General features: G+C 65.3%; 17 protein-coding genes and 1 pseudogene. 9 read left to right on the forward strand and 9 right to left on the reverse strand.

Annotated elements, in window-relative coordinates; genetic code table 11:
- From JHD77_RS30835 to puuE, 6 genes and pseudogenes are all read right to left on the reverse strand, one after another.
- A pseudogene (locus JHD77_RS30835) lies at positions 1 to 97 on the reverse strand (Hcp family type VI secretion system effector); the annotation flags it as partial.
- Between the two features lie 619 nt (positions 98 to 716).
- Positions 717 to 1,994: a urate hydroxylase PuuD gene (locus JHD77_RS30840; RefSeq protein WP_003122923.1), complete on the reverse strand. Its 1,278-nt coding sequence runs from the start codon at positions 1,992 to 1,994 to the stop codon at positions 717 to 719.
- Positions 1,995 to 2,042: 48 nt separating this feature from the next.
- Positions 2,043 to 2,552: an ureidoglycolate lyase gene (locus JHD77_RS30845; RefSeq protein WP_003083329.1), complete on the reverse strand. Its 510-nt coding sequence runs from the start codon at positions 2,550 to 2,552 to the stop codon at positions 2,043 to 2,045.
- A gap of 54 nt (positions 2,553 to 2,606) precedes the next feature.
- Entirely contained in the window at positions 2,607 to 3,605 is a 999-nt protein-coding gene (gene alc / locus JHD77_RS30850) for an allantoicase (protein WP_003114681.1), read from the reverse strand.
- Between the two features lie 17 nt (positions 3,606 to 3,622).
- The gene (gene uraD, locus JHD77_RS30855; protein ID WP_003087205.1) at positions 3,623 to 4,138 is read right to left on the reverse strand and encodes a 2-oxo-4-hydroxy-4-carboxy-5-ureidoimidazoline decarboxylase; all 516 of its coding nucleotides are present in this window, start codon (positions 4,136 to 4,138) and stop codon (positions 3,623 to 3,625) included.
- Positions 4,135 to 5,061, reverse strand: a complete 927-nt coding sequence (gene puuE, locus JHD77_RS30860; RefSeq protein ID WP_003083336.1) for an allantoinase PuuE — start codon at positions 5,059 to 5,061, stop codon at positions 4,135 to 4,137. Before puuE ends, uraD begins: the two co-directional genes overlap by 4 nt.
- A 372-nt stretch (positions 5,062 to 5,433) precedes the next feature.
- Here puuE and uraH point away from each other — a divergent pair, with 372 nt between their 5' ends.
- Complete coding sequence (gene uraH / locus JHD77_RS30865) at positions 5,434 to 5,814, forward strand: hydroxyisourate hydrolase (protein ID WP_003087207.1); 381 nt, start codon at positions 5,434 to 5,436, stop codon at positions 5,812 to 5,814.
- 240 nt (positions 5,815 to 6,054) lie between these two features.
- On the opposite strand, the gene JHD77_RS30870 is transcribed toward uraH, so the two are convergent.
- Positions 6,055 to 7,404, reverse strand: coding sequence for an NCS2 family permease (locus tag JHD77_RS30870; RefSeq protein WP_015648502.1), 1,350 nt, complete (start codon positions 7,402 to 7,404; stop codon positions 6,055 to 6,057).
- Between the two features lie 374 nt (positions 7,405 to 7,778).
- Here JHD77_RS30870 and JHD77_RS30875 point away from each other — a divergent pair, with 374 nt between their 5' ends.
- Positions 7,779 to 8,558 (forward strand): GntR family transcriptional regulator, encoded by a 780-nt coding sequence (locus JHD77_RS30875; protein ID WP_003083340.1) that lies wholly within the window; start codon positions 7,779 to 7,781, stop codon positions 8,556 to 8,558.
- Between the two features lie 147 nt (positions 8,559 to 8,705).
- On the opposite strand, the gene JHD77_RS30880 is transcribed toward JHD77_RS30875, so the two are convergent.
- A complete protein-coding gene (locus JHD77_RS30880) occupies positions 8,706 to 9,767 on the reverse strand; it encodes an SMP-30/gluconolactonase/LRE family protein (protein ID WP_003082649.1) in 1,062 nt (353 codons plus the stop codon).
- 140 nt (positions 9,768 to 9,907) lie between these two features.
- On the opposite strand from JHD77_RS30880, the gene rnd reads away from it, so the two are divergent.
- The 3 genes from rnd to JHD77_RS30895 all read left to right on the forward strand — a co-directional run bounded on the left by rnd (position 9,908) and on the right by JHD77_RS30895 (position 12,509).
- Complete coding sequence (gene rnd / locus JHD77_RS30885; RefSeq protein WP_003145300.1) at positions 9,908 to 11,032, forward strand: ribonuclease D; 1,125 nt, start codon at positions 9,908 to 9,910, stop codon at positions 11,030 to 11,032.
- Positions 11,029 to 11,322, forward strand: coding sequence for a YcgL domain-containing protein (locus JHD77_RS30890; protein WP_003082651.1), 294 nt, complete (start codon positions 11,029 to 11,031; stop codon positions 11,320 to 11,322). The genes rnd and JHD77_RS30890 overlap by 4 nt, the downstream gene beginning before the upstream one ends.
- A gap of 254 nt (positions 11,323 to 11,576) precedes the next feature.
- A complete protein-coding gene (locus tag JHD77_RS30895; protein ID WP_003116039.1) occupies positions 11,577 to 12,509 on the forward strand; it encodes a D-2-hydroxyacid dehydrogenase in 933 nt (310 codons plus the stop codon).
- A gap of 11 nt (positions 12,510 to 12,520) precedes the next feature.
- Here the strand turns inward: JHD77_RS30895 and aitP are convergent, their stop codons facing one another.
- Positions 12,521 to 13,504, reverse strand: a complete 984-nt coding sequence (aitP, locus tag JHD77_RS30900; RefSeq protein ID WP_023088961.1) for a CDF family iron/cobalt efflux transporter AitP — start codon at positions 13,502 to 13,504, stop codon at positions 12,521 to 12,523.
- 67 nt (positions 13,505 to 13,571) lie between these two features.
- Here aitP and JHD77_RS30905 point away from each other — a divergent pair, with 67 nt between their 5' ends.
- The 4 genes from JHD77_RS30905 (at position 13,572) to JHD77_RS30920 (ending at position 16,029) form a co-directional block, all read left to right on the forward strand.
- Positions 13,572 to 13,847, forward strand: coding sequence for a metal/formaldehyde-sensitive transcriptional repressor (locus JHD77_RS30905; protein WP_003082658.1), 276 nt, complete (start codon positions 13,572 to 13,574; stop codon positions 13,845 to 13,847).
- A 76-nt stretch (positions 13,848 to 13,923) separates the two neighbouring features.
- Positions 13,924 to 14,373 carry a YcgN family cysteine cluster protein gene (locus JHD77_RS30910; RefSeq protein WP_003082662.1) on the forward strand — a complete coding sequence of 150 codons (450 nt, stop codon included), beginning with the start codon at positions 13,924 to 13,926 and terminating at the stop codon, positions 14,371 to 14,373.
- 148 nt (positions 14,374 to 14,521) lie between these two features.
- Positions 14,522 to 15,049 carry an RNA polymerase sigma factor gene (locus JHD77_RS30915; protein ID WP_003082669.1) on the forward strand — a complete coding sequence of 176 codons (528 nt, stop codon included), beginning with the start codon at positions 14,522 to 14,524 and terminating at the stop codon, positions 15,047 to 15,049.
- A complete protein-coding gene (locus JHD77_RS30920) occupies positions 15,046 to 16,029 on the forward strand; it encodes a FecR family protein (RefSeq protein ID WP_003082671.1) in 984 nt (327 codons plus the stop codon). Before JHD77_RS30915 ends, JHD77_RS30920 begins: the two co-directional genes overlap by 4 nt.
- Positions 16,030 to 16,065 lie beyond the last annotated feature (36 nt).

The raw sequence follows: 16,065 nt of genomic DNA on the forward strand, positions 1-16,065 counted from the left end.
CCTGGTAGGTGTTGCCGACCGAGTCCTCGGTGAAGGCGCCGGCGGTGATCAGGCCCTGCTTGGTGCCGGTGATGGACATATAGGCGGGGGTTGCCATGGATACGTTCCTTGTCGTTGAAAGTGCCCAGGCGACATGCCGGGGGCACCAGTGCTAGACAAGAACTGTGCCACTGGTCTTGAAACTCTTTTCCATCAAGGCGTTATTGGAGGAAACCAAAAATTCTCTGGCGATTCTCATGGGAAGAACACTGAAAATTGTGCAACTTTTTGCGCACCGCTTGCAAAAAGTTGCGCATTCTCTCCGAACCCTTTGGGTATTTGTTCCCTAGCGTTCTATCCACAACGTTATCAACCAAAAAGTTGCACAGTTCTTCATTGGCAAGGCAGCCGAAGATGGGGGCGCGCACTATCACACGACGCAGCACAGGTCCCCCGGCCACACAGATCACCCGAGCGAAGTTTGCTGGGCAAATACGAGACGACACGTACCTGCGGATAGCGATGGTTGGTTGGTCGCTTTCAATGGTGGAGCGCCGCACGGTTTCGTTCCATCGGCCCAGGGTGAAGGAAAGTGAGTTATCGGAGAGATTGGGGGCTGAAAGATATGGCCAGTTATGGCCAAAAGCCCTCTATGGAGAGGGCTTTTGGGGTAGGGCCAGCAGGGTTGTTCTGCTGCGGGGAACCGGAGGTGCGGTTCTTAGCCTTTCGGCCAAGGCTCAGTTGATCTGTGCGCCCTTGGCGATCCAGCTGCCGATCAGGTTGCGTTCTTCCTGGGTCATCTGCGTGATGTTGCCCAGCGGCATGATCTGCGAGGCCACGGCCTGGGCCTGGATTTTCGGTGCCAGTTGCTGGATCTGCTGCGGGGTGTCGAGCATGATCCCGCCTGGCGCGGTGCTGAACAGCTGGCTGGTCGGTTTCGCCGAGTGGCAGACGGTGCAGCGCTCCTGGATCACGTGATGGACCTTGTCGAAGTCGGCTCCGCTCGCGGCCCCGGCATTGGAGGCCTGGGTCGCGGCGGGCGCGGCTGGTGCGTCGCCGCCGGTCGCCGGTTGTGCCGGTGCCGCCGCCGGGGTGCTGGCCAGCGGTGCGGAAGCCTGCTGGTAGTTCGGCGTGGTGACGAAGGCCAGGGCGATCATGCCCAGCGCGCCGGCGGGCAGTGCCCAGGCGAAGCGGTTGCTTTCGTGGCGGGTGTTGAAGTAGTGGCGTACCAGTACCGCGAGCACCGCGATGGCGGCCAGGATCAGCCAGTTGTACTGGCTGCCGTAGGTGCTCGGGAAGTGGTTGCTGATCATGATGAACAGCACCGGCAGGGTGAAGTAGTTGTTGTGCCGGGAGCGCAGCAGGCCCTTGGCCGGCAGCACCGGATCGGGCTCGCGGTTTTCTTCGATGGCTTTCACCAGCGCGCGCTGGGCCGGCATGATCACCCTGAACACGTTGCCGACCATGATGGTGCCGATGATCGCGCCGACGTGCAGGTAGGCGCCGCGGCCGCTGAACACCTGGGTCAGGCCGTAGGCGGCGGCGACCAGCAGGACGAACAGGACCAGGCCGAGCAGGGCAGGGGTCTTGCCCAGTGCCGAATCGCAGAGGACGGTGTAGACGAACCAGCCGCAAACCAGCGAACCGATGCCGATGGCGATTGCCGCCGCCGGCGCCAGGTCGCTGCCGGGGGCGATCAGGTAGAGGGTCGGGTTCAGGTAGAACACGATGGTCAGCAACACCACCCCGGACATCCAGGTGGAGTAGGCCTCCCATTTGAACCAGTGCAGGTTCTCCGGCATTTTCGGCGGAGCCAGCTTGTACTTCTCCAGGTGGTAGATGCCGCCACCGTGGATTGCCCAGAGGTCTCCGGACAGGCCTTCACGCGGGTTGCTGCGGTTGAGGTTGTTCTCCAGCCAGACGAAATAGAACGAAGCGCCGATCCACGCGATCCCGACGATCATGTGAATCCAGCGCACCAGCAGGTTCAGCCATTCGATGAGATGTGCTTCCACAGTCTTGTACCTCTTGCCCTGGCCGGCGGACCGGCGGCAGGACCTCTCTTATTGGTTTGATTGGGGGTCGAGGAGGAGCTGTTCGTCCTCGGTGAAGAAATGCTCGTCGCAGTTGTTCCCGGAACCGCTGCGATCGACCACCAGGAAGTCATCCCGCTTTTCGATCGTCAGCACCGGATGGTGCCAGACGCCGCGGTGGTAATTGACGCCCTGCCTTCCGTTGGTCAGGAAGGCGCGGACGAGGCCCGGTACAGGTACATCGCCAAGTGGCGCGACCACGACCAGAAAGGGGTTGCCGAGCAGCGGGATGAAGGCCTGGCTGCCCAGCGGATGGCGTTCCAGCATGCGGATGCGCAACGGCATTTCCAGCTTCTCGGCGCTGAAGATGCTGATGATCGCGTTATCTTCCGGCTGCGCGGTCTCGACCGTGGCCAGCTTGTGATAACGGCGGGTGGAGCCGTTGTTGATCATGAAATAGTCGCTGCCGGCGGTTTCGATCACGTCACCGAACGGGGCGAAGGCTTCCTTGGTCAACGGCTCGATCTTGAGAGTGCGCATACTGATCCTGTCGATTCTGTTTGTTGTATTCCGGACGCACGCGGGGCCCGGGTCTCACGGTAATTGTGGCCTGCCGAACAGGCGCAGGCGGCTGACGCCGCCGTCGGGAAAGATGTTCAGGCGTACATGGGTGATCGGGCCGAGGGCGTTGAGGTGCCGCTCGAACCGGTGTTCCTGGTGCATTTCCAGCTTCTGCGCTGGCAGCAGCTCGCGCCAGAAGAGGCTCTGCGCCTCGATCCGGGCCTCGTTTCCGCCTTCCACGAAGGCGGCCTGGATGCTGCAGCTTTCCGGATAGTTGCCCTTGAAGTGCAAGGTATCGACGACCGCCGCCTCGATGCTGCCGGGATGGCCGAGGGCGACGATCACCCAGTCGTGGCCCGGCGTGCGGCGGCGGCCGGTTTCCCAGCCGTCGCCCATGTTGATGGCACGTCCGGGGTTGAGCAGGTTGCCCATGCGTCCGAAATGCTGGTCGGAGCAGGCCAGCGCCCGGCCGCCGTTGACCGCTGCGGCCAGGTCGAGCGCCGTTCCCGGCGGCTGGTTGCTCCAGTCGCGGTAGGGCACGCCATAGAGGCGCAGGCGGGCGATACCGCCGTCCGGGTAGATGTTCAGGCGCAGGTGGGTCCAGGGACGTTCGTCGTCTATCGGGTGGTAGTGATGGCTATCGCCCTGCAGCCCCACCGCCGCCAGCACTTCGCTCCAGGACGTGCTGTCGTCCGGGTCGCCTTCGGCGCAGAAGCAGCCATCCAGGGAAGCCGCCGGCGGATGGTTGCCGGTGAAGAAGCGGGTGTCGATGTCGACGCCCTTCAGCACGCCCGGCACACCCAGGCGGATCACCGCCTGGTCATGGCCCTCGAAGCGCTTGCGGCGGGTTTCCCAGCCGTCCATCCACTTGCCGCTGTCGTCGAATACGCCTTCCTTCCACACCGGTTCGCCGGCCTGCAGCATGCGGCTGGCCGGGGCGAACCATTCGTCGCTGACGGCGACCACCTGGCTGCCCAGGCGTGCGTCGGCGAGGTCGAGGTAGTGGCGGAAGGGCGAGTGTTCGGCGTTCATGCTCGTATCCGCAGGCCTCAGAGCTGCTGCAGGCGGAACAGGGCGATCTTGTTGATCTCGGCCAGCGCGGTAGCGAACTCCTCGTCGGCGGAGTGCTGGATGCGTTCCTCGAAGGCCGCCAGGATCTGATGGCGGTTGCTGCCCTTCACCGCCTTGATGAAGGGGAAGCCGAACCTGGCCTTGTAGGCGTCGTTGAGTTCGGTGAAGCGGGCGAACTCCTCGGCGCTGCATTCGTGAATCCCGGCGCCGGCCTGCTCGGAGGTGCTGGAGGCGGTCAGTTCGCCACGGATCGCCGCCTTGCCGGCGAGGTCCGGGTGGGCGTTGATCAGCGCCAGCTGGGCCTCGCGGCTTGCCGACAGGAGAATGTCGGCCATGCGCTGGTGCAGGCCCTCGATATCGTTGAGGCTGTCGTCGATACCCAGGTCATAGGCCTTCTCGGCGACCCAGGGGGAGTGTTCGTAGATGTCGGCGAAGGCTTCGACGAAGGCCTCGCGGGACAGCGAGGCGGGGGTCAGGGTCTGGAAACGGCTCATGCCTCGGTCTCCTGGAAAGGATGCTCACGGTGCCAATGGCGGGCGATGTCTTCGCGGCGGGCGAACCAGACCTTGTCGTGGCTCTGCGCGTACTGGATGAAGCGCTCCAGGGCGGCCATCCGCGCCGGGCGACCGATCAACCGACAATGCAGGCCGATGGAGAGCATCTTCGGCGCCGTCGCGCCTTCTTCGTAGAGCACGTCGAAGGCGTCCTTCAGGTACTGGAAGAACTGCTCGCCATTGTTGAAGCCCTGCACCTGGGTGAAGCGCATGTCGTTGGTGTCCAGGGTATAGGGAATCACCAGGTGCGGTTTCTCCGCGGTGCTGGCCGGGTCCCAGTAGGGCAGGTCGTCGTCGTAGGTGTCGGAGTCATAGAGGAAGCCGCCTTCCTCCATCACCAGGCGCCGGGTGTTCGGGCCGGTGCGTCCGGTGTACCAGCCCACCGGGCGCTGGCCGGTGAGTTCGGTGAGGATGCGGATGGCTTCGAGCATGTGCTCGCGCTCCTGGGCCTCGTCCATGTACTGGTAGTCGATCCAGCGGTAGCCGTGGCTGCAGATTTCGTGGCCGTCGGCGACCATCGCCCTGATCACCTCAGGGTTGCGCTGCGCCGCCATGGCCACGGCGAACACGGTGAGCGGCACGTTGCGTCGCTTGAACAGCTTGAGCAGGCGCCAGACCCCGGCGCGGCTGCCGTATTCGTAGAGCGATTCCATGCTCATGTGGCGCACGCCCTGCAAGGGCTGGGCAGCCACCATTTCGGAAAGGAACGCCTCGGACTCCTTGTCGCCATGCAGGACGCAGCGCTCGCCACCTTCTTCGTAATTGAGCACGAAGGACAGGGCGATGCGCGCATCGCCGGGCCAGTGAGGGTGGGGAGGGTTGTTGCCGTATCCGATCAGGTCGCGTGGGTAGTCAGCGCTCACAGCAGTGTTCCTTATTGTGGATGGGGCGGCGGGCCGGACGGGCCGGGGATGCCGTGATGGATTTATTGTATACAAGTTTGCCTGCGGTCTGTAAATACAATCCTGTTTGCCGATCCCTGCCATTCATCCAGCAAAAAACCTGCCCGACTGGTCAGTTAGCGAAGAATGAGGCCCTGCGGGGTGGGGCTTGTGGAAGGAATGCCCGATTTCGGGGCGGCTGCCGCATTTTCGGTTGTGGCGGTGTTTTTTGTATACAATTCATCGAAAGATAACTTATATTGCTTCGCAAGCGGCTCCCTGGCGGGCTGCAAGCGAGCGGCGCCGGGCAGGTCCCGGAGCGATCCCCATCGAACGAAGGCAAGAGGAGGAGTGGTGTCCGCCAGCGGGCGCCCGCAACCCATGGGACGTTTGACCACGCATGTACTGGATTCCGCACACGGCTGCCCCGGCCATGGCATCAAGATCGAGCTGTACCGGGTAGAAGGCCAGCAACTGGAACTGATCGCCACCACCCTGACCAACCACGACGGCCGCTGCGACCAGCCGGTGCTGCAAGGCGAGGACTTCCGTCCCGGGGTCTATCAACTGGTGTTCAACGCCGGCGACTACTATCGCGCCCGCGGCGTGCAATTGCCGGAGCCGGCCTTCCTCGACCAGGTGGTGCTGCGTTTCGGCATCGCCTCCGCCGACGATCACTACCACGTGCCGCTGCTGATCTCGCCCTACAGCTATTCGACCTATCGCGGCAGCTAGGTGCGTGCCACGAAACACTGACTCTCCGAGTCCTTTTCCCTGGCCCGCCATCGAGCGGGCTTTTTTTCGTTCGCGGGGAGTGCGCCGAGGGTTGCCGGTTATCCGCCACTCGTGGGCAGGAAGGGAAATGCGGCGCAGGGTACGAATGGGCGGGGGATGAAGCTGCGCGTCGCGAGCCCTGCGGGGCAACGACAGGTTCGAGGCGGATAGCCGCGTGCGGCCATCCGCCATCCGGGCGGGTCAGAGGAAGATGAACTTGGCGACGAATATCACGAACAAGGCATAGAGGCTGGCCGAGACTTCGCGGTGCTTGCCGGTGAGGACCTTCATCGCGACGTAGGTGATGAAGCCCAGGGCGATACCGTCGGCCACCGAGAAGGTCAGCGGCATCATGATCACCGTGACGATCGCCGGGATGGTCTCGGTGTGCTCGTCCCAGTCGATGTGCGCCATTCCGCCCATCATCAGCATGGCCACGTAGATCAGCGCGCCGGCGGTGGCGAAGGCGGGGATCATCCCGGCCAGCGGGGCGAAGAACATCGCGGCGACGAACAGCACGCCGACCACCACCGCGGTGAGCCCGGTACGTCCGCCGGCGGCCACGCCCGCGGCGCTCTCCACGTAACTGGTCACCGGCGGGACACCGAGCATGCCGCCGAACACGCTGGAGGCGCTGTCGGCCTTCATCGCTTTCGACAGGTTCTCGATGCGCCCGTCCTCCTTCACCAGGTGCGCGCGCTGGGCGACGCCCATGAGAGTGCCGGCGGTATCGAACATGTGCACGAAGAGGAAGGCCAGGATCACGCTGATCATGGTGACGTTGAACGCGCCGGCGATGTCCATCGCCAGGAAGGTCGGCGCCAGGCTCGGCGGCGCCGAGAACACCCCGCCGTACTGCACCAGGCCGAGGGCCCAGCCGACCAGGGTGACGCTGAGGATGCTGATGAGGATGCCGCCGAACACCCGGCGGTACTCGAGCACGGCGATCATCAGGAAGCACAGTGCCGCCAGCAGCGGGCCGGGCGAGGTGAGGTGGCCGAGCTTGATCAGGGTCGCCGGGCTGGCCACCACGATGCCGGCGGTCTTCAGGCCGATCAGGCCGAGGAACAGGCCGACTCCCGCACCCATGGCGAACCTGAGGCTGCGGGGGATGCTGTTGAGCAGCCATTCGCGGACCCGGGAGAAGGTCAGCAGCATGAACATCACCCCGGAGATGAACACCGCGCCCAGGGCGATCTGCCAGCTGTAGCCCATGGTGCCGACCACGGTGTAGGTGAAGAAGGCGTTCAGTCCCATTCCCGGCGCCAGGCCCACCGGCCAGTTGGCGTACAGGCCCATCAGGAAGCAGCCGAGGGCGGCCGCCAGGCACGTGGCGACGAACGCCGCGCCGTGGTCGATGCCGGCGTCGGCCATGATGTTGGGATTGACGAAGATGATGTAGGCCATGGTGATGAAGGTGGTCAGCCCGGCCGCCAGCTCGGTCCTGACCGTCGTACCATGCTGGCGGAGCTTGAACAGGCGTTCGAGCAGGCCGGAGGCGGGCGGTGTCGCAGCGTAGATCCCTTGTTCTTCTTGTTTGGTGCTTTCCACAGCAGGTACTCCTCATCGCTCTTGTTGTTAGGTCCTGCGGGCCGGTTGGTTACCAGGTCCCTGACGCGGCTCGAAGGTGATGTGAGGGCACGATTTTCTGACCTCTGGGTCAAGAACTCGTGCGAGCGATTATGCCTTTGTATACAAAAAGGTCAAAGAATGTTTGAGGGTGTTTCGCCACATTTTTATCAGCTTTCCGTCACGCCCCCTTCCGGGCGGTGCCGCGCGCTCGGAACGAGGGGCGGAAAGGGGTGGTGCGTCGGATGCCGCTGCTTGTGTACACTATTTCGCTATCAGCCGCCGGCGTGCCTCACCCACGCCCGTGAGCGAGGATCAGCCCAGGCCACAAGCCGGACGCACAAGGTTCGAGACCGATGACCGATCAGTTGCAACACATCAGGAAGCCGCCGCGCACCGGCAAGGCTGCCCGCAGCGGTACCCAGGACGAGATCGTCTACGCCCACATCTTCGACGCCATCCTCGAACAACGCCTGGCCCCCGGCACCAAGCTGAGCGAGGAGGCGCTCGGCGAGATATTCGGTGTCAGCCGCACCATCATTCGCCGCGCCCTCTCGCGCCTGGCCCACGAGCAGGTGGTGCTGTTACGGCCGAACCGGGGCGCGGTGGTCGCCAGCCCGAGCATCGACGAGGCCCGGCAGATCCTTTTCGCCCGCCGCACAGTCGAGCGCGCCATCACCGAACTGGCCACCGACAACGCCACCGCCGAGCGCCTGGCCGAGTTGCGCGAGATGGTGGTGCAGGAACAATCCAGCTTCGCCCGTGGCGACCGGGGCGCCGGCATCCGCCTGTCCGGCGAGTTCCACCTGAAGCTTGCCGAGATGGCGCGCAACGCTCCTCTGGTGAGTTTCCAGCGCAGCCTGGTGTCGCAGACCTCGCTGATCATCGCCCAGTACGAAAGCGGCGGTCGCTCGCACTGCTCGTTCGACGAGCACAACGAGATCCTCGACGCCATCGAGAAGGGCGACAAGGAGCGCGCGGTGACCCTGATGATGCACCACATGGAGCACATCGACAGCAAGCTCAACCTGGAGAGCGACAACGCTTCCGGCGACTTGCACGCGGTGTTCTCGCACCTCCTCGGCGGCAAGAAGAAGCCACGCCGGGCCAAGGCCGACAGCGATTCGGCGGCCTGATCCGAAGCATTGAAAAGCCCCGCGATGCGGGGCTTTTTCGTTTCCGCTGTCCCGTCCTGAATAAGGTTTACACCTCCCATGCCGATTTTCCGGAGAACTAGATGGAGCAAGGTGTAAACCTACTTCAGGACTAGACGCTCGGCTTTTTCAGGGGATCGCCAGGCGGCCGATCCGGTCGTTTTCCAGGCTGCCGAAGTAGAGCTGGTCGCCCACCGGCTTCGCCGAGGTGATCATGCGCAGGTGGTGGCCGCTGGTGTCGTGCAGGCTGCGGACGATCCTGCCCTGTTCGTCGATGGCGATGACCAGCCCGTAGGCGGTCGGCTTGGGCAGGAACATGCGCGGCAGCTTGGCCAGCTGCGCCTTCAGCCAGGGATGCCGGTGGAGGAAGTCGGCGTCGGCCTTGCGCGGGGTCGGCAGGGCCACCCAGAAGGTACCCTTGCGGTCGCCCTGGAGGTTGTCCGGCAAGCCCGGCAGGTTGTCGATGAACACCTCGTGCTGGCCAGCCTTCTCGCCTTTCAGCCAGTAGCGGGTGATGCGATAGCGGTAGGTCTCGTTGACCAGTACGAAGTCCTCGTTTGCCGAGAGTGCCACGCCATTGGCGAAGTACAGGTCCTTGAGCAGCACCTCGGTCTTGCCGGTGGACGGGTCGTAGCGCAGCAGGCGGCCGTGCGGTCGGGCCTCGAGCAGGTCGAGGATGTAGTCGGGCTGGTGGAACTTGCTGGAAGCGTCGCTGAAGTAGATGCGGCCGTCGCTGGCGATGTCGAGGTCGTCGGTGAAGGCGAAGGGGACACCGTCGGCCTCGGTGGCGAGGGTTTCCACCTTGCCCTGCGGATCGATGCGCAGCAGGCCTTTCCAGGCGTCGGCGAGGATCAGGTTGCCGGCGGCATCGAAGTCCATGCCCAGCGGGCGGCCGCCGGTGTCGACGAAGGTCTCGACCTTGCCGCTGGCGTCCAGGCGTACCACGCGGCCGTCGGCGAGACCGGCATAGACGCGGCCCTGGCTGTCCACGGCGGTGTCCTCGGGGCCGTGCAACTGGCCCTGGCCAAGCAGCTCGGCCTTCATCAGGGTGTCGTTGGGTTCGAGGACCCCGGTCATCTGCGGAGCGGCCGGAGCATCCCAGGCGAGCGGGTCGATCGGGCTGGTCTTCAGGGCCAGGTAAAGAGCCGCGCCAGCCAGCAGGAGGACGATTATTCCGCTGAGCTTCTTCATGCAGTTCCCTTGTTCGGATTGTCGGACAAAGGGCGGAGTATGGACATTCGCTACGCTCATCGGCAAGCGCGGTGCCGAGCGGAATGCTCGCAGGGCGCCAGGCTCTATATAATGCGCCGCACTTGACCAAGGAGATGTTCGTGACCGCGCCCGAAATCCAGTGGATCCGCGATGATGCCAGCCTGGCGCAGCAATGCCGGGAATGGCGCACACAGCCGTACCTCGCGCTCGATACCGAGTTCATGCGCGTCGATACCTTCTATCCCGCGGCCGGTCTGGTGCAGGTGGGCGATGGCCGGCAGGAGTGGTTGATCGATCCGCTGCTGATCCAGGACTGGAGCCCCTTCGCCGAGCTGCTCGAAGACGAGCGGGTGGTGAAGGTGCTGCATGCCTGCAGCGAAGACCTCGAGGTGTTCCTGCGCCTCACCGGCAGCCTGCCGGTGCCGCTGTTCGATACGCAGTTGGCCGCCGCCTATCTCGGCATGGCCCATTCGATGGGCTACTCGAAGCTGGTGAAGGAGGTGCTGGATATCGACCTGCCCAAGGACGAGACCCGTTCCGACTGGTTGCAACGGCCGCTCACTGAGATGCAGATGCGCTACGCCGCCGACGACGTCCAGCACCTCGCCCAGGTCTACCTGGCCCTGGATGCGCGGCTGAGCGAGGAGAAACGCGCCTGGCTGCTGGAGGACGGCGCCGAACTGGTCGCCAACCTCTGCCGCGAGAGTGATCCGCGCGAGGCCTACCGCGAGGTCAAGCTGGGTTGGCGGCTGCGTCCGCAGCAACTGGCGGTGCTCCGCGAACTCTGCGCCTGGCGCGAGGAGCAGGCACGCCTGCGCAACCGGCCGCGCAACCACGTGCTGCGCGAACGTACCCTGTGGCCGCTGGCGCGCCTGCTGCCGAAGAACAAGACCGACCTGGCGGCGATCGAAGACATGCATCCGCGCACCGTGCGCCAGGACGGCGACTTCCTCATCGAACTGATCGCCCAGGCTTCGCGCCTGCCGCAGAGCGAATGGCCCGAGGCGCTGCCCGAGCCGCTGCCGCCGGAGGTCACCCCGCTGCTCAAGAGCCTGCGCGCCATCGGCCAGCGCGAAGCGGAGACCCTGGGCATGGCGCCTGAGCTGATGCTGCGCAAGAAGATCCTCGAGGCACTGCTCAAGAGCGGCTATCCCGACGGTCCCTACGAACTGCCCGATTCCCTCCGCGGCTGGCGCCGCGAACGCATGGGCCAGGCCCTGCTGGACGCCCTGGAGAGCGCATGAAACGAATCTGTTCCGTCTACAAGAGCCCGCGCAAGAACGAGATGTACCTCTACGTCGACAAGCGCGAGGCGTTGAGCCGCGTACCCGAGGCCCTGCTGGTGCCGTTCGGCGCGCCGCAACATGTCTTCGACCTGCTGCTCACCCCCGAGCGCCAACTGGCCCGCGAGGATGTCGCCAAGGTCCTGGAGAACATCGAGAAGCAGGGCTTCCACTTGCAGATGCCGCCGGGCGAAGAAGAGTACATCGAGCATCTCCCGGAAGAGTTGCTGCGCATGAACGACCCGCTCTGACGCGAGCCGTACCCCGCTGGCGCCGGCTTCCCGGCGCCACTTTCACGACGTGAAACCCGCTCTGTGCAAGGCTGCGCCTTCGGTGCATGATGTCCGCAAGATGTCGCACGATAGCGGAACCCCTGGCAGCGACCGTGGTCTACCAGCGCCAAACCTGCTGCTCTCGAGGGCTTCCCTCCAGGAGCCGTGATGCATGAAAGAACAATATTCTCCGGCCTGATCGCCAGCCCTTGTCCGGCTTGGCAGTGTGACCCATGCGCTTGCTGATTCTCGAACGTGACCACGCTCTCTATGCCGCGCTGCTGATGGCGGCCGACCCCAGCCTGAAGGTGGTGGCGGGGGACGATCCCCTGCAGCTCATCGACGCCGCCAGCGAGTGCTCGATCTGGCTCGGCCAGCCCGACCTGGTGGCGCAGATGCTGCGCCAGGGCGTGCATCCGGTCTGGGTGCAGTCGACCTGGGCGGGCATCACGCCGCTGCTGGCCGCCGACCTGCCGAAGGACTACAGCCTGACACGCGCGGTAGGCATCTTCGGCCAGGTGATGAGCGAATACCTGCTGACCTACATGCTCGCCCACGAGCGCCAGTTCCTCGGTCGCCTGGCCAGCCAGGTCGGTTCGCAATGGGATAGCCGCACGCCTGGCGGGTTGCGTGGCCGGCAGGTGGTGATCGTGGGCACCGGGGAGATCGGCCAGGCGGTGGCGCATACCCTGTCCGGCTTCGGCATGGACCTGACCGGGGTGGCGAAGAATCCGCGTTCGCTGGTGCCGTTCAACCGCATGGGGTCGCTCGACGACCTCGGTCGCCTGGTGGAGACGGCCGACTACCTGATCAACCTGCTGCCCGACACCCCCGATACCCACGACATCTACGACCGTGCGCTGTTCGCCCGGCTCAAGCCCTCGGCGCTGTTTATCAATGCCGGGCGTGGTGTCGCGGTGGTGGACGCCGACCTGGTGGCGGCACTGGAGAACAACCAACTGGCCGGCGCGGTGATCGACGTCTGCCGCGAAGAGCCGCTGCCGGCCAACCACCTGTTCTGGCATACCCCGCGCCTCTTGCTGACCGGGCACACCGCCGCGCCGACCCTGCCGGGGGCGATGGTCGAACTGTTCCGCGACAACCTCGCGCGCTTCTGGGCGGGTACCGCCATGCGCGGCGAGGTGGACTTCGCTCGCGGCTACTGAGCCGCGTTCCCTCAGGCGGCGAGCGGGAGCAGCGGGTTCACCTCGACGGTGATGTGCACCAGTTCCTCATGCTCGGCCAGGCGGCGCTTGAAATAGTCGGCGCTGCCTTCCTCGGTGGTCAGCAGACTCAGCAGGCAGGCGTACTTGCCCTGGCCGACCTGCCACAGGTGCAGGTCGAGCAGTTCCGCCGGCAGCGGGCTGCTGGCGATCGCCGCGCGGATTTCCGCAGCCACCGGCGCGTCCATCTGCGCATCCAGCAATACCCGGCTGCTCTGCCGGATCAGGCCGCATGCCCAGACACTGACCAGTACCGCGCCGACGATACCCATCAGCGGGTCCAGCCAGGCCGCGTTCCACAGCAGGCCGCCGGCCAGCGCGACGATCGCCAGCAGCGAGGTGGCGGCATCCGCCAGCACGTGCAGGTAGGCGGCGCGCAGATTCAGATCGTGCCGGTGGGCATGATGGTCGTGGTGGTGGTGGTGGTGGTGGTGGTGGTGGTGGTGGTGGTGGTGCGAGTGGCCGTGCCCGTGGTGGGCATGGCCGTCGCGCAGCAGCCAGGCGCAGGCGAGATTGACCAGCAGGCCGAGCGCGGCGACCAGCATCGCCTGCTGGTAGTGGATCGGGCTGGGGTCGAGCAGGCGTTCGACCGATTGGTAGAGCATCAGCCCGGCCACCAGCAGAAGCAGCAGGGCGCTGGTGTAGCTGCCGAGCACCTCGATCTTCCAGGTACCGAAGCTGAAGCGCGGGTCGTTGGCATAGCGCCGCGCGGCGCCGTAGGCGAGTACCGCAAGACCCAGGGCCAGGGCATGGGAGCTCATGTGCCAGCCGTCGGCGAGCAGGGCCATGGAGTTGAACAGCCAGCCGCCGGCGATTTCCGCGACCATCATGCAGGCGGTGAGCAATACCGCCCAGCGCGTGTTGCGCTCGGCCAGCGGGTTGCCCTGGTCGAACCGATGGGAATGGCGCAGGGGCTGGGTAGTCGGGGTGCCGGGCATTTGCTACTGTCCTGTCGAGACGTCGAAAATATACTATACCCCAGTATATTACCTTGAGGAGAGAGCGGTGGCCCATACCATCCATGGGAAGAAGAAGCTCCTGGCGCGGGTGCGCCGCATCGCCGGGCAGACCCGGGCGCTGGAGCAGGCGCTGGAAGAGGGCAGCGAATGCGCGGCGGTGCTGCAACAGATCGCGGCGATCCGCGGTGCGGTGAACGGCCTGATGAACGAAGTGCTGGAGGGGCACATCCGCGAACACCTCGGCGCCGAGCAGGCGAGCGCGGAGCAGCGTCGCGAAGACCTGGAACTGGTGGTGACCGCGCTGCGTTCCTACCTGAAGTAGCCATGTGCCGGCCGGTGCTTGGCCTGGAGGGGGCGGGGGACTAGACTATCGCGCCTTTTCACCAGCCCCCGATGCCATGGCCGCCAAAGTCGAACCCTTCTGGAAACGCAAGACCCTCGCCCAACTCGACCAGGACGAGTGGGAGTCGCTGTGCGACGGTTGCGGCCTGTGCTGCCTGCAGAAGCTCGAGGACGAGGACGACGGCAGCGTCTACTACACGCGTATCGCCTGCAAGCTGCTCGACCTGCAAAGCTGCCGCTGCACCAACTACGCCGAGCGCATCCGTTTCGTCCCCGACTGTATCCAGCTCACCCCGGCGCAGGCCGACGAGTTCCAGTGGTTGCCGCCGACCTGCGGCTATCGCCTGGTTGCCGAAGGCAAGGACCTGCCGCTCTGGCACCACCTGGTCTGCGGCGACCCGGAGCGGGTCCACAAGGAACGCATTTCCCAGTCCGGGCGCATGCTCAGCGAGACCCAGGTGGCCGAGGACGACTGGGAGGACTACCTGATCTTCCGCGCCGGCTGAGCTCGCGTCCGTCGCACTTCCTTACCTTGTGAAATGATATGTATTATCATTCGCATGTTTGCAAGGGACTTCCGTATCCGACGGAAGCGGGGAGGCGAGGTGTTGCAGCGGGTCAACGGCGCGGGGGGCGCCGCCGGAGGATGCACGGATGGATGAGCGCTTCCGTGGTTCCGTCTCGCATGCCTATCAGGCGTTCCATGGCGAGTTGCTGCGCTTCCTGCGCAAGCACCTGGGCAGTTCGGCGGACGCCGCCGACCTCGCCCAGGATACTTTCGCCCAGTGGCTGAAATGGCCGGGCCGGCAATCGGTCGAGCAGCCGCGCGCATTTCTTTTCCAGATCGCCCGCAACCTGTTGCGCGACCATTGGCGCCGGCAGCAGAGCCGCGGCCAGGATCTCGACCGGCCGGCGGCGAACGACGAACCCGCCGCGCTGGAAGGCGAGGCGGCCGGGCCGGGGGAGCGTTTCGAACAGCAGCAGCGCCTCAGCCACCTGGCGGCCGCGCTGGCCGAGCTGCCGCCGCGGCGGCGCGAAGCGTTCGTCCTGCACAAGTTCGACGGCCTGTCCCAGGTCGAAGTGGCCGAGCGCATGGGAATCTCCCTGAGCATGGTGGAAAAGCACATCGCCAGCGCCTTGCTGCACTGCAAGCGGCGGCTTGGCCAGGGAGGCGAAGGATGAAGCCGCTGGAACGACTGGAACCGCTGTTCGCAGACGAAACCGAAGAGGACATCGATCACCGCGCCGCCTACTGGTTCAGCCGGCGTCGTTCCGGGCATTTCAGCGCTGCCTGCCGGGCCGAGCTGGAGGATTGGCTACGCGCCGATCCGCGCCATCGCGAAGCGCTCGAGGGCATGGAGCGGCTCTGGCGCGAGTTCGACGGCCTGCCGCGCCCGGCGCTGGACGATATTCCCGAGCCGGTGCCGGCCTGGCGCCTGCCCCGGGCGCTGGCGGCGGCGTTCTTCGTGTTCTGCGCGCTGCTCGTCGCCACCCTGTTCTGGCGCGACCAGTCGCTCGGACCGAACCTCGCCTACGGCACGGCACCTGGCGAGCAGCGCGAGGTGGTCCTGGCGGACGGATCGAAGCTGTTCCTCGACGTCGATACCCAGGTGCAGGTGCGTTACGCCGAGCGCACCCGCGACGTGCTGTTGAAGAAAGGCGAGGTGTTCTTCGTGGTCAGCCACGATCCGGCCCGGCCTTTCCGGGTCGGCAGCGGCGACAGCCGGGTCACCGTACTCGGTACCCAGTTCAGCGTCCGGCGCAACGCGCAGGCCCTCGCCGTGGCGGTGAAACAGGGGCGCGTGGCGTTGCAGCCGTCCCTGGAGAAGGATGCCGAACATGTGCTGCTGGCTGGCGACAGCGCGCGCCTGGACCTCGCCGAGCAGCGCCTGGAACTCGGCCATGTGGCGCCGGAGCAGGTCGCCAGTTGGCGCGATGGGCAACTGGTGTTCCGCGACAAGCCGCTGGGCGAACTGGTGGAGGAACTGTCGCGCTATCGCGCCGCGCCGATCCGCCTGGGAGATCCCCGGCTTGCCGGCAAGCGGGTCTCCGGTACGGTGCGGATCGCCCGCCCCGACGATTTTCTCCTCGCCCTGCCGGCGCTATTGCCGGTGCGGGTGCAGCCGCAGGCTGGTGGCGAGGTGCTGATCCTGGCGCGCTGAGGCGCGTCGTCAGCATTAATGAAAATATTTTTCATT

The organism is Pseudomonas sp. P20, from assembly GCF_016463925.1.
In the GTDB taxonomy this organism is placed as follows: domain Bacteria; phylum Pseudomonadota; class Gammaproteobacteria; order Pseudomonadales; family Pseudomonadaceae; genus Pseudomonas; species Pseudomonas aeruginosa.

Excerpts from the sequence above, each read along its gene's own strand:
- JHD77_RS30845 (WP_003083329.1), bottom strand. The coding sequence starts at position 2,552 with ATGCGCACTCTCAAGATCGAGCCGTTGACCAAGGAAGCCTTCGCCCCG.
- alc (WP_003114681.1), bottom strand. The coding sequence starts at position 3,605 with ATGAACGCCGAACACTCGCCCTTCCGCCACTACCTCGACCTCGCCGAC.
- uraD (WP_003087205.1), bottom strand. The coding sequence starts at position 4,138 with ATGAGCCGTTTCCAGACCCTGACCCCCGCCTCGCTGTCCCGCGAGGCC.
- JHD77_RS30875 (WP_003083340.1), top strand. The coding sequence starts at position 7,779 with ATGACCGATCAGTTGCAACACATCAGGAAGCCGCCGCGCACCGGCAAG.
- JHD77_RS30880 (WP_003082649.1), bottom strand. The coding sequence starts at position 9,767 with ATGAAGAAGCTCAGCGGAATAATCGTCCTCCTGCTGGCTGGCGCGGCT.
- JHD77_RS30890 (WP_003082651.1), top strand. The coding sequence starts at position 11,029 with ATGAAACGAATCTGTTCCGTCTACAAGAGCCCGCGCAAGAACGAGATG.
- JHD77_RS30895 (WP_003116039.1), top strand. The coding sequence starts at position 11,577 with ATGCGCTTGCTGATTCTCGAACGTGACCACGCTCTCTATGCCGCGCTG.
- aitP (WP_023088961.1), bottom strand. The coding sequence starts at position 13,504 with ATGCCCGGCACCCCGACTACCCAGCCCCTGCGCCATTCCCATCGGTTC.
- JHD77_RS30910 (WP_003082662.1), top strand. The coding sequence starts at position 13,924 with ATGGCCGCCAAAGTCGAACCCTTCTGGAAACGCAAGACCCTCGCCCAA.
- JHD77_RS30915 (WP_003082669.1), top strand. The coding sequence starts at position 14,522 with ATGGATGAGCGCTTCCGTGGTTCCGTCTCGCATGCCTATCAGGCGTTC.
- JHD77_RS30920 (WP_003082671.1), top strand. The coding sequence starts at position 15,046 with ATGAAGCCGCTGGAACGACTGGAACCGCTGTTCGCAGACGAAACCGAA.